Source organism: Leisingera sp. JC11 (assembly GCF_040704725.1).
In the GTDB taxonomy this organism is placed as follows: domain Bacteria; phylum Pseudomonadota; class Alphaproteobacteria; order Rhodobacterales; family Rhodobacteraceae; genus Leisingera.
This window is the reverse complement of sequence record NZ_JBFCVS010000005.1, coordinates 255,745-267,677: the sequence shown is the minus strand read 5'-3', so window position 1 is coordinate 267,677 and position 11,933 is coordinate 255,745. Positions and strand designations below refer to the sequence as shown.

The 11,933-nt window shown below is 61.4% G+C and carries 13 protein-coding genes and 1 pseudogene; 11 read left to right on the top strand and 3 right to left on the bottom strand.

From position 1 onward, the window contains the following. Window positions 1-475: 475 nt before the first annotated feature. The 3 genes and pseudogenes from AB1A62_RS08120 to AB1A62_RS08110 all read right to left on the bottom strand — a co-directional run. Window positions 476-589, bottom strand: a pseudogene (locus AB1A62_RS08120) (IS3 family transposase); the annotation flags it as partial. Between the two features lie 152 nt (window positions 590-741). Continuing rightward, window positions 742-1,710 (bottom strand): methylenetetrahydrofolate reductase, encoded by a 969-nt coding sequence (locus AB1A62_RS08115; RefSeq protein ID WP_366661006.1) that lies wholly within the window; start codon window positions 1,708-1,710, stop codon window positions 742-744. Further along, complete coding sequence (locus AB1A62_RS08110; RefSeq protein WP_366661005.1) at window positions 1,707-2,204, bottom strand: methylenetetrahydrofolate reductase C-terminal domain-containing protein; 498 nt, start codon at window positions 2,202-2,204, stop codon at window positions 1,707-1,709. The genes AB1A62_RS08115 and AB1A62_RS08110 overlap by 4 nt, the downstream gene beginning before the upstream one ends. A 519-nt stretch (window positions 2,205-2,723) precedes the next feature. Here AB1A62_RS08110 and AB1A62_RS08105 point away from each other — a divergent pair. The 11 genes from AB1A62_RS08105 to AB1A62_RS08055 all read left to right on the top strand — a co-directional run bounded on the left by AB1A62_RS08105 (window position 2,724) and on the right by AB1A62_RS08055 (window position 11,881). Continuing rightward, a complete protein-coding gene (locus tag AB1A62_RS08105; RefSeq protein ID WP_366661004.1) occupies window positions 2,724-3,899 on the top strand; it encodes a substrate-binding domain-containing protein in 1,176 nt (391 codons plus the stop codon). Between the two features lie 63 nt (window positions 3,900-3,962). Beyond that, window positions 3,963-4,727, top strand: a complete 765-nt coding sequence (locus tag AB1A62_RS08100; protein ID WP_366661003.1) for an ABC transporter ATP-binding protein — start codon at window positions 3,963-3,965, stop codon at window positions 4,725-4,727. Further along, window positions 4,720-5,442: an ABC transporter ATP-binding protein gene (locus tag AB1A62_RS08095; RefSeq protein WP_366661002.1), complete on the top strand. Its 723-nt coding sequence runs from the start codon at window positions 4,720-4,722 to the stop codon at window positions 5,440-5,442. The genes AB1A62_RS08100 and AB1A62_RS08095 overlap by 8 nt, the downstream gene beginning before the upstream one ends. Window position 5,443: 1 nt before the next feature. Continuing rightward, window positions 5,444-6,475, top strand: coding sequence for a branched-chain amino acid ABC transporter permease (locus AB1A62_RS08090; protein WP_366661001.1), 1,032 nt, complete (start codon window positions 5,444-5,446; stop codon window positions 6,473-6,475). A gap of 1 nt (window position 6,476) precedes the next feature. Then, the gene (locus tag AB1A62_RS08085) at window positions 6,477-7,535 is read left to right on the top strand and encodes a branched-chain amino acid ABC transporter permease (protein ID WP_366661000.1); all 1,059 of its coding nucleotides are present in this window, start codon (window positions 6,477-6,479) and stop codon (window positions 7,533-7,535) included. After that, window positions 7,532-8,314: an alpha/beta hydrolase gene (locus tag AB1A62_RS08080; RefSeq protein WP_366660999.1), complete on the top strand. Its 783-nt coding sequence runs from the start codon at window positions 7,532-7,534 to the stop codon at window positions 8,312-8,314. The genes AB1A62_RS08085 and AB1A62_RS08080 overlap by 4 nt, the downstream gene beginning before the upstream one ends. Continuing rightward, window positions 8,314-8,910 carry a TetR/AcrR family transcriptional regulator gene (locus AB1A62_RS08075; RefSeq protein ID WP_366660998.1) on the top strand — a complete coding sequence of 199 codons (597 nt, stop codon included), beginning with the start codon at window positions 8,314-8,316 and terminating at the stop codon, window positions 8,908-8,910. The genes AB1A62_RS08080 and AB1A62_RS08075 overlap by 1 nt, the downstream gene beginning before the upstream one ends. Further along, entirely contained in the window at window positions 8,907-9,674 is a 768-nt protein-coding gene (locus AB1A62_RS08070; RefSeq protein WP_366660997.1) for an enoyl-CoA hydratase/isomerase family protein, read from the top strand. The genes AB1A62_RS08075 and AB1A62_RS08070 overlap by 4 nt, the downstream gene beginning before the upstream one ends. A gap of 5 nt (window positions 9,675-9,679) precedes the next feature. After that, the gene (locus AB1A62_RS08065; protein ID WP_366660996.1) at window positions 9,680-11,170 is read left to right on the top strand and encodes an AMP-binding protein; all 1,491 of its coding nucleotides are present in this window, start codon (window positions 9,680-9,682) and stop codon (window positions 11,168-11,170) included. Further along, the gene (locus AB1A62_RS08060) at window positions 11,163-11,519 is read left to right on the top strand and encodes a MaoC/PaaZ C-terminal domain-containing protein (protein WP_366660995.1); all 357 of its coding nucleotides are present in this window, start codon (window positions 11,163-11,165) and stop codon (window positions 11,517-11,519) included. The genes AB1A62_RS08065 and AB1A62_RS08060 overlap by 8 nt, the downstream gene beginning before the upstream one ends. Beyond that, entirely contained in the window at window positions 11,513-11,881 is a 369-nt protein-coding gene (locus AB1A62_RS08055; RefSeq protein ID WP_366660994.1) for a phosphate acetyltransferase, read from the top strand. Before AB1A62_RS08060 ends, AB1A62_RS08055 begins: the two co-directional genes overlap by 7 nt. Window positions 11,882-11,933 lie beyond the last annotated feature (52 nt).

Here is an 11,933-nt window from a genome sequence, read left to right as displayed (position 1 = left end):
AGGTAGCTCGTCAGGCTCATAACCTGAAGGTCGCAGGTTCAAATCCTGCTCCCGCAACCAGAGATACAGACCAAGCCTCCGCAAAAAGCGGGGGCTTCTTCGATTCCGACGCCCCCAAAGCCATCAGACCAGCCAATTCCCCAACAAGTTCAAGCTGATGGCCCCCGGGTGCGTCTGCGTCCGGAACCATCCGCACTTCCGAAATCAGCGCCCGCAGCGATGCTGTCGCCTCCCGCTTCACCTCCGGCGCATTCAGGGACCCGGCCAGGTCCCCGATCAGCTCCCGGTACCGGGATGACAGGCTGGGATGAAGCCGCAGGGGCGCGCGCGCTGGTTCAGATGCACCTGGCGCCGGGCGCAACAGTCCGGCCAGATCCCCCTCCAGCGTAAGATCCAGGCCAACGCCCTCCGCCGCAGGCGTCAGCACGATCCGCTCCACCAATGCGCGCAGCGCTTCCCACCGCACTCCCGGAGCGATCAGGGATACGCCAACGCCCAAATCAGACGCCACTTGTTTGCGCCTAAGTCCGCTAGTTAACGCGAGCCGTATTGCATCAGCGCGGAATTCGTCCGTCCGTTTGGTTCCCATAGCGCGTCTCCTTTGCTGCAATAAATGCTATCAAAGGAGCGGCAACAAACCGCGACACGTCCAGTTCCCGGTGCGAAGTAGGTCCGTCGCCCGTTGCCGGATTTTGCCGTGCAGCCCGGCCAAGAAGCCGGCCCGTCAGCTCAACCCGGTAATCACGTTCGTCTGCGGGAGGCTAGAACTCCGGACTCCTGTATGATCTCAGAGACCTGATGCTCCTTTCGGTACGCCATGACATGCACGCCGGACACGCCGGCGATGTCACGCATCTGCTGGATAAGCTCGACGCAGATTCTCTTGCCTTCCTGCCCGGGTTTACCGGCTTTCTCCATCCGGTCGATAACTGCATCCGGAATATGGATGCCTGGCACGTTCGAGCGCATCCAGCGCGCCGCCCGCGCCGACGCCAGCGGGCCGACACCAGCCAGAATGAAGACCTTCTTGTCCAAGCCCATATCCCGCACCCGGGCCATGAACTTTTCGAACAGGGGCACGTCGTAGATATAGTTAGTCTGAATGTATTCCGCTCCGGCCTCGACCTTTTTGGCCAGGCGTTCCGGGCGCCACTCATAAGGCGGGATACAGGGGTTTTCAGCCGCGCCCAGAAATAGCAGCGGCGGATTGGTAATGGTGCGCCCTGACAGGAACTTCCGCTCATCCCGCATGGTCCTGATAGTGCGCAGAAGCGACAGCGAATCGAAATCGAATACCGGCTTGGCGCCGGGCTGGTCGCCCACGCCGACACCATCACCCGTCAGGCACAAAACATTGCTGACCCCCATGGCAGCGGCACCCAGCACATCGCCCTGAATGGCGATCCGGTTCCGGTCCCGGCAGGAGATCTGGTAAACAGGCGAATATCCCGCCCGTGTCAGCAGCGCGCTGATCCCTATGGAGGACATATGGCAGTTCGCCCCTGACGCGTCTGTTGCATTGATGGCATCGGCAACCTCCCCCAGCGGCCGCGCGGCGTCATAGACATCCGCAGGGTCCGCGCTGTCGGGCGGGTTCAGCTCTGCCGTGATAGCAAAGCGGCCGGACCGCAGCACCCGTTCCAGCCGACTGTGCGAAACATGGCCTGCGGGCGGCGGAGAGTAGGGTTGGGGTAAACTGTGGTCCATCATTTTGACCCTTTCTGAGCCTGTGCGGGCTCCTCCGCCAGCGGTGCCGAAGAGGGCTCATTCCTGCGGGCGCCGGGAAAGGCGTCGGCGATGACCGTGCGGCGTTTTTCTCTGGCTTCACGCAGATGGGCTGCTTTTTCACGGCTCACCCGCAGCCAGGACGATGACCCTTCGAGGTTGCGTTCGACCGGCGGCAGCACAGTTGCGATCTGCGCACCCCCCTTCATCCGCGACGCACCGTCCCAGGCCAGCGCCCAAACGCATTTCATCTCCGGTTTGACCTCACAAAACCCGCCTGGCCGCACCCCGCCGCACGGGCCGTTGCGCAGCTGCTTGGGGCAATTCATCGGGCAGGACATTCCGGTCGAGGACAGCACGCACTGCCCGCACATCTTGCAGTCAAAGAGAACCGTCTTCACGCACTTCTCGACGAAGGCGATGGGGCGCTCGACCCGGTCATAGCCGATTTTTCCGAGGACTGGGTCGAGGGTGATCATGACTTGCTCCACCCGCTTGTATATCCACTCAAAGCTGCGGGAGTGACGAATAGCGAACAGGCGAATCCGGTACATTGATTTTTCCCTTTCTCCAAGCGTTTACAACGCCTTGTCCATTTGTGCAGGCCGCACTGACATCAAAATAATCTGTGCGCCCCCGGTCTTGGTGTTTTGTCCTGTACCCGGATCGGTCAGGCCCGCAGGATCTCACTGTTACGCCTCCGCTGCCGCGGACCGCTGCAAGCCAAGCCTGCGGCTGTATTGGAAAGACTTGAATAATTGTTAGGGCATGAACGGCCTTCGGTCCATCGCGGCGATGGACCAGGCCGTCCCGGCTTGACTGGCAAGGGCCGTCGCCTGCTGCCGCGTCTGAACTTCCTGTTGAGGGCTATGGAATTGGCAGACGTCTTCCCTGGTCAGGACTGTGGGGCCGCGCGGCAGTACTAAAACAGCACTGCATTGACATGAATAATGATTCATGTTTCATATTAGGCAGGGAGTAACCAGGGAGGAGCCCTTATGTTGCGCGTGTTTGCGTTGATGGCTGCTGGTGCGCTGATGGCGTCCGCAGCCTCTGCCGATATCCGGATTGCCCATGTCTATGGCAAAACCGGGCCGTATGAGGCCTATGCGGCCCAGTCGCATAACGGCCTGAAATTGGGGCTGGAATATGCCACCGGCGGCACCATGGAGATCAATGGTGAGAAGATCGTCGTGATCGAGAAGGATACCCAGCTGAAGCCAGATATCGGCCGTGCCCAGCTGGAAGAAGCCTTTGGCGATGACGGTGCGCATATTGCCGTTGGCCCGGTGAGTTCCGGCGTTGCGCTGGCAATGCTGCCTGTGGCCGAGGAATACGAGCGTGTGCTGATCGTCGAGCCGGCGGTAGCGGATTCGATCACCGGCGCTAACTGGAACCCCTATATCTTCCGCACCGGCCGCAATTCCTCGCAGGACGCGATTGCAAACGCCGTTGCACTGGGCGGCGAGGGTGTGACCATCGCAACCCTGGCGCAGGACTATGCCTTCGGCCGGGACGGGGTGGCCGCGTTCAAGGAGGCGCTGGAAGCCACCGGCGCAACCATTGCCCACGAGGAATATGTGCCCACCGATACCACCGACTTCACCGCCGCGGCGGAGCGGATCTTCACCAGGATGGGCGAAGTTGAGGGCGACAAGAAGCTCTTCATCATCTGGGCCGGCGGCGGCAATCCGATGGGCAAGATCAACGCCATGGAGCCTGAACGCTTCGGCATTGAGATCGCGACTGGCGGCAACATCCTGGCTGCGCTGAAGTCTTACAAAGAACTGCCCGGCATGGAAGGCGCCACCTATTACTACTACGAGATACCGCAAAACCCGGTGAATGAATGGCTGGTGAAAACCCATTTCGAACGTTTTGACAGTCCGCCGGACTTCTTTACCGCAGGCGGCATGGCCTCCGGGTTGGCGATTGTCGAGGCGATCAGGAAGGCCGGCGGGGCAGAAGACACCGATGCGCTGATCAAGGCGATGGAAGGCATGACCTGGGAGACACCCAAAGGTGCCATGCAGTTCCGTGCCGAAGACCATCAGGCGCTGCAGACGATGTACCACTTCCGGACCGAGATCCAGGATGGCAAGGATTACGGCGTGCCGGTTCTGGTGCGCGAGATCGGCATGGATGAAATGACCATCCCGGTCCGCAACAACTAAGCGGCGGAGTGTTTCCCGCCACTTCCGGGATGGCCTTGGCCGTCCCGGAGAGGAAAGAGACCAATGACCCAGACACTTCTAGAAACAGAAACGCTGACCGTGCGTTTTGGCGGCCATGTGGCGGTTGACGCGGTGTCCTGCAGCTTCCGCGCGGGTGAACTGACGGCCATCGTTGGCCCCAACGGTGCCGGCAAGACCACCTATTTCAACCTGATTTCGGGCCAGATCCCGGCCAGCGCCGGCAGGGTGAAGCTTATGGGCGAGGACATCAGCCGAATTGGCGTGGCAGGCCGCTGCCGCCGCGGTCTGGGCCGGGCTTTCCAGCTCACCAACCTGTTTCCCAGCCTCCCGGTGCTGGAAAACATTCGCCTTGTGATCCAGTCGCGCCGGCACAAGGGGTTCGGGTTGTTCTCGATGGCAGACAGCCATACCGAATTGACGGTCGCAGCGATGGCCATTTTGGAACGGGTCCGTCTGGACAGTCAGAAAGATCAGCTGGTGTCAGAACTGTCGCACGGGGATCAGCGTAAGCTGGAGGTGGCACTGCTGATCGGCCTCGATCCCATGGTCTACATGTTCGACGAGCCTACGGCGGGGATGAGCGTGGATGAAGCGCCAGTGATCCTGGACCTAATCGCCGAGATCAAGGCCGACCGTGAGCGAACAGTTCTGCTGGTAGAGCACAAGATGGATGTGATCCGCAGCCTCGCTGACCGCATCATCGTCCTGCACAATGGCGCACTGGCTGCTGACGGCCCGCCGGCTGAGGTCATGACCTCAGCCGTGGTGCAGGAGGCTTACATGGGCAAGGAGCTGGATCATGTCTGAACCGATCCTGTCGCTGAAGGCGGTGCATACCGACATCGGACAATATCACATTCTTCAGGGTGTCGACCTTGCCGTGCCGCGCGGTCAGGTGACCATGCTGCTGGGCCGCAACGGCGTCGGCAAAACCACCACCCTGAAAACCATTATGGGTCAATGGACCGCCAAGGCAGGAGAGATCCTCTATGACGGTCGGGATGTTGCCCGGCTGCCGGTTTCGGCGCGGGCAAGGGCCGGCATCGGCTTTGTGCCTGAAGATATGGGGATCTTCAGCGACCTGACTGTCGAGGAGAACATGGTTCTGGGCTGCACCTCCGGCCCGCTGGATCCGAAACGCAAGGAATGGCTGCTGGGGGCATTTCCGGCCCTGGGCACCTTCTGGCACAGCGAGGCGGGCAACCTGTCTGGCGGGCAGAAGCAGATGCTGTCGATTGCCCGCGCAATGGTTGAGGACAGGAGACTCTACTTGATCGACGAGCCAACCAAGGGGCTGGCGCCAGCCATCGTCTCGACCATGGCGCAGGCGCTGCGGGAGCTGAAGGCACAGGGCGCCTCGATCCTGCTGGTGGAGCAGAACTTCTCGGTCGCCAAGGCGCTGGGAGACAGTGCCGCCGTGATGGATGACGGCCGGGTGATCTGGGCCGGTGCCATGGGTGAACTTGCGGAAAACAAGGACCTGCAGGAACGCCTGATGGGTCTCAGCATGGAGACGCATTGAGATGACGGCAGCCCCTGATCACAGGCCAACCTTCGCCAGCGTCAGCCTCGCGGAACGGCTGGACGCCGCAATGCCGCTGCTGCTGGTTCCAGCACTGGCTGTCCTCGGCTTCCTTGCCATCGGTGCGCCGTCGTCCTGGCTGACGCTGACCGTCTCCGGCCTCGCCATGGGAATGATGATCTTCATCATGGCCTCGGGCCTGACCCTGGTTTTCGGCCTGATGGACGTGATCAACTTCGGCCACGGGGCGTTTATCTCCGTCGGTGCTTTTGTCGGCATCTCAGTGCTCATCGCCCTGGGCGAGTGGACCGGCGCAACCTCCCTGCTGTTGAACATGTCCGCCGTGTTCCTTGCTGTTGTGGCCGCTATGGCCGTGACCGGCGCATTGGGCTGGGGGTTCGAGCGGGTGATAGTTAAACCTGTTTACGGCGCGCACCTGAAGCAGATCCTTGTGACCGTCGGCGGCCTGATAGTCATTGAACAGCTGATCCATGTGATCTGGGGACCGGATGAGATCTTCATCAACCGCCCTGAGACCCTGAAAGGCGCGGTGACATTTGCTGGTGCGGCGATGGAGAAATACCGCCTGCTGGCCGTCGGCATCGGGCTGATCCTGTTCCTTGCCATGCGGATGGTCCTGCGCCGCACCAAGGTCGGACTGATTGTGCGTGCAGGGGTGGATAACGGCCCGATGGTCGAGGCACTGGGCTACCGGCTGCGCCTGGTCTTTGTCGGCGTGTTCATCGCCGGATCCGCGCTGGCTGGGCTGGGTGGCGTGATGTGGGGGCTCTACCAGGAGGTCATCACCGCCGGTATGGGCGAAAAGTTGATGGTTATGGTTTTCATCGTTGCCATCATCGGCGGGCTGGGCTCGGTCGAAGGCGCCTTCATCGGCGCGCTGCTGGTCGGGCTGATGCAGAACTACGTGGCCTTCCTGGAACCGAAGCTGGCGCTGGTGTCGAACATTGCGCTGATGACTGCAATCCTGATGTGGCGGCCGCAAGGCATGCTGCCTGTTGTGAAGGCGAAATGAGATGATCGTCAAATTTCTGTCCGGGGATCAGCCGCGCTCGGCCGTTCTGACTGCCCTGCTGCTGGCGATCGTAATCTGCCTCGCCGGAGCGCCCTTTATCTTCGACGGCGTGCGTCCGCTGGATACCGCCGCGCGGATCTGCATCTTTATCTTGCTGGTGGCGAGCTATGATTTGCTGCTCGGCTATGCCGGCATCGTCAGCTTTGCCCATACCATGTTCTTCGGTCTCGGCGCCTATGGCGTGGCGCTGGCATCGACCCATATGGACCGCGGTTTTGGCGCGCTTTTGCTCGGGTCGGTGTCCGGCACACTGGCAGCCGTTGTCCTGGCACTTCTGATCGGCTTGTTCAGCCTGCGGGTGCGGGCGATTTTCTTCGCCATGATCACCCTGGCTGTGGCTTCGGCGGTGGCGGTGCTGGTCTCGCAGTTCTCCGGCCTCACCGGCGGCGAGGACGGGCTGACTTACAAGATTCCAAGGGTGCTGACCTCGGCCAACCGCATGGGCGAAGTTATGGGCACGAAGATCAGTGGCAAGATCCTGAACTATTACCTGGTGTTCACCGCGTCGCTGATCCTGTTCCTGCTGCTGCTTCGCATCGTCAATTCGCCTTTCGGCCGGGTGCTGCAGGCGATCCGCGAAAATGATTTCCGCGCTGAAGCGATCGGCTACCGCGTGATCTGGTACCGCACCGCCGCCACCTGCCTGTCGGCTGCCACCGCAGCATTTGCCGGCAGCCTGTTTGCGATTTGGCTGCGCTATGTCGGGCCGGATACCACGCTCAGCTTCGAGATCATGCTGGACATTCTCTTGATGGTGGTGATCGGCGGCATGGGCACGATGTATGGTGCGGTAATCGGGGCGACGCTGTTCATCCTGGCGCAGACCTACCTCCAGAACCTGATGGGCAGCGCATCCGAGGCAACTGCCGGCTTGCCGCTGATCCCCGATCTGCTGGATCCGGACCGCTGGCTGATGTGGCTGGGCATATTGTTCATCCTCAGCGTCTACTTCTTTCCGGCCGGCATTGTGGGCCGCCTGCGCGAGCGCCGCGCGTCATGAGCGTTCCTGTCCTTTTCCTGCATGGCTGGGCCATGAACGGGGCCATGTTTGATGACGTGGCAAGGCGGCTGGGGTCGGCGTTCGACTGCACTGCGCCTGACCTGCCCGGTCACGGCAGCCGGGTGAAGGATGAGCCAAGCCTAGACGCTTGTGCTGCACTGGCCAAGCGGAGGATCGACCGGCTGGACCGCCCTGTTCTTGTCGGCTGGTCCATGGGGGCTGCGGCCGCTTGGCGCTATGTGTCGCGCCACGGCACCTCCGCCCTGCGCGGGCTGGTCACCATAGACATGAGCCCCCGGATGCTGCCGGCCGCGGATTGGCATTTCGGGCTGACGGGGCAGAGCGCAGAGGCCATTCTGGCAACCTCAGCCAAGATCGTGCCGGAGTGGCCGCGCATGGCGGGCAGCATCGTGCGCAACATGTATGCCTGCTCCAGCGAGCCTGTCCCGAGCCGTGAGGCTGTGAAAGACCTGCTGCTGGCGCAAGATCCCGCACGCCTGCGCCCGCTTTGGGATGATCTGACTGCCATGGACGAGCGCGAGACGATTTCCAGGATCGATATCCCCTACCTTGTCTGCTCCGGTTTGCAGAGCAGGCTTTACAGCCAGGACGCGGCGCGATGGATCGCGTCGCAAGCCAAACAGGCACGCATGAAATGTTTCTGGCATTCGGGACACTCTCCCCATCTGGAAGAACCGGAGGCCTTCTGCGATGCCATCCGCCATTTTGTTACGGCAGAAGGGCTCGAAACTGCAATTCAAGATCAAGAAGCAACCTGATGACCAAGCCGACAACTGCCAAGCCCAAGACCAAGCGCGGAATGGAACGACGGGCCAAAATCCTTGCCGCAGCCGAACAGGTGATTGGCGAAAAGGGTTTTGCCGCCGCCTCCATCGCCGATATCACCCGCGCTGCTGACACCGCGCTGGGCACCTTTTACATTTATTTTTCCGGCAAGGACGAAGTCTTCCGCGAGCTGGTGCAAGAGATGGGCCACGCCACCCGGTCCCAGGCCGCGGAGCGGATCGCGGGGGCGGAAAACCGGCTAGAGGCCGAGCGCGCCGGTTTGGAAGCCTATCTGACCGTCGTGCGCGACCGGCCCTTGCAATACCGCATCGTGGAAGAAGCCCGCTTCGTCGATCCAGAAGCCTACCGCGAGTATTACACCGCCTTCGGCAAGGCCTATGCCGATCAGTTGGATCAGGCCGTTAAAAATGGAGAGATTTCACCTGGCGACGCCGAGGTGCGCGCCTGGGCTCTGATGGGCATCGCAAAGACCTTGGGCGAACGTTTTGTGCTCTGGGAAGGCGAGGCCGACCTCAAATGGGTGGTTGACGAGGCCCATAAGTTCATTTGCAACGGGCTGGCACCATGAGCGGCCTGGTCACCTGTGGCACGGCGGATCTGCCAAACGGGGAGTCCTGTTTCCGGATCGCAATGACGGCCCCGCGTGCCAATGCGCTGGAGCCCGGCCTTCTGGCGGAACTGCACCGGGGTTTTGACGCGCTGGAGCGGTCAGGCGTTCAAAAGGCCCTGATCACCAGCGGGCGGAATTTTTCAACCGGCGGAGATGTCGGACAGTTCTTCGAGGCGGCTCAACAAGGCCGCGCAGAGAAATACGCCGATCAGGTCGTCCCGGTACTGCAAGACCTGGTCATGCGGATGATCGAGGCGCCCGTTGTGATCGCTTCGGCGGTGCGCGGGGCTGCAACAGGCGGGTCGGCCGGGATTGTCTTTGCCTCGGATATGGCCGCCGCGGCTCCGGATGGTTTTGTGCAGCCTTACTACGGTGTCATGGGATTCGCTCCTGACGGCGGGTGGACCGCCCTTCTGCCCGAACTGATCGGGGCCGGGCCGGCGCAAAGCTGGCTGATGGCCAACCACCGGCACGAAGCGGCGGAATTGCAGCAGCTCGGTCTGGTTCAGGCGGTTGATGCAGACCCGGAAGCCCGCGCAGCTGCCCTGCTGGCCGACGTCGATGGGGGGGCTGCCCTGGCAGCCAAGTCTGTGATCTGGAACGGGGCGCGGCTGACCGCCGTCCGCGCGGGACTGGACGCGGAAACAGCTGCTTTCCGCGAATTGATCGGTCGGCAGGAAACCCTGTCGCGCATGGCAGGTTTTCTTCAATCAACCGGATAGATGCGATGTTTGATGTAGTCCCGGATATGGCGGCAAAACGGGCGGAATTGACCCCCGGCGCCCTGGCTTTTCATGATATTTCCACCGGGTGCGACTGGAGCTTTGCCCGGATCAACGACGCTGCAAACGCCGTTGCGGCGGGTTTCCAAGCGCAGGGGCTGAAAGAAGGCGATCGCGCTGCCATCATTTGTCAGAACCGGGTGGAGTTCTTTATCGCGCTGTTCGCCTGCCAGAAAACCGGGATCATTCTGTGCCCGCTGAACTGGCGGCAGCCTGCGCCCGAACTGGTGGAAACCCTGCAGCCGGTCGGCATTTCATTGCTGTTGACGGACGCGGAGTTTCAGGCCACGGCGCTCGAAACTGCCGCAGGCGTTGGTGCACCGGTCCTGAAAATCGAAGAAGACCTTGCCGGCTGGATCAAGGACGGCGGCCCGCCCCTGACAGCGCCCGTACCGGCCGAAAGGCCCTGGTATCTGCTGTTCACCTCCGGAACCACAGGCCTGCCGAAATCTGTGATCCAGACTGCCCGCATGGCCTGGGCCAACACGGTGAACATCGGGCAGGCCATTGACATAGCGTCAACCGACCGCGCGGTGTGCTTTCTGCCCCTGTTCCATACCGCGGGCATCAACCTCTACACCCTGCCGGTTTTCCTGTCCGGCGGCAGTTCCGCCATTCTGCCGAAGTTCGAGGCGGAAGCGGTGCATCGCCTGCTGGCCTCCGGGAGGATCAACCAGTTTTTCGCGGTGCCGGCGGTTTACCAGGCGCTTTCGCTGATGCCGGGCATCGGAGAGCTGGATTGGCAGTCGATCCGCTGCGGCTGCGGCGGCGCGCCGTTGCCCGAACCGCTGATCCGCTTCTTTGCCGGCAAGGGCGCGAAGGTGCTGAACGGTATGGGTATGACCGAAACCGGCCCAACCGTTTTCCTGATGGACCCTGCCCATGCTGATGAGAAAATCGGATCCGTTGGAAGGCCGCAGAGTCTGGTTAACGTGCGATTGGCAGGTGTGGCGGACAGCGTCGAAGGAGCGGGTGAGTTGCAGCTTCGCGGCCCGGGGGTCACGCCGGGGTATTTTGGCAATCCTGAAGCAACGGCCAAGACCTTCACTCTAGATGGCTGGCTGGCCACCGGCGATGTCGCGCGCCGGGACAAGGATGGCTACTACTACATTGTCGACCGTATCAAAGACATGTTCATTTCAGGCGGAGAAAACGTCTACCCCGCCGAGGTCGAGAGGGTGCTGAACACTCACCCCTCTATTCTCGAAGCCGCGGTTGTGGGAGTTCCCGATGCGAAATGGGGTGAAGCTGGGGCGGCTTTTGTGATGCTGCGCCCCGGCCAGACTGTTGAGCCGGAGACCTTGCGCCTGTGGTGCCGGGATCGGCTTGCCGGATATAAGGTGCCCGCCCATGTGCAAGTCGTCGAGGACTTCCCTCGCACGGCCGCCGGCAAAGTATGCAAACCCAAGCTGCGCGAGGAATTCAACAATGATTGACCTGGAGGAGCACTGGACCCCAACGCAAGCAGAGTTCGATGCCTTTGCGGAAGTGTCCGGCGACGGCAACGCGATCCACGTGGACCCCGGGTTTTGCGCCAAAACGGCCTTTGGACAGACGGTGAGTCACGGAATGCTGATCTATTCCAAGTTATGGGGAATGCTGAAGCGGCATGACGCTGGAATATCACAGGTTAGCCAAAGCCTCATGTTCCCGAATCCGGCTTTCGCCGGTGAGGAGCTTCGCTTGCGGATAGCGGAAGATGCGTCTGGCCGCGTCAAGATGTTGGTCACGCGGGTGGCGGATGGCGCAGAATGCTTAGTCGGAGAGGCAGAGATCAGATGCTGAAGGTCGGACAATCGGCGCGAATAATACGCAGCTACACCCGGGAAGATCTTGCGGCTTATGCGGCGTTGAGCGGGGCCAGTTCTGCAAGTGTGCCAGAACCGCTGATCGCAGCGTTGTTCTCCTATCTGCTCGGGGTGGAACTGCCGGGATCGGGTACCAACTATCTGAAACAGGATCTGGTGTTTAAATCGGCTGCACCGCTGAATGCTGCACTAGAGGCTAAAGTTGAAATCACCCGGCTGCGACCGGAGAAGCATCTTGTGGATCTTTGGGCCAGCTGCACCGCGGCAAACGGCGCAGTGATATGCGAAGGGCGCAGTCTGGTGAAAGCGAAGGACGGGCCGGGATCCCTTTTCGGTTGATCTTAACCGGATAATCCCGATTGGAGAGGCCCGCAATGATTACAGTTGCTTG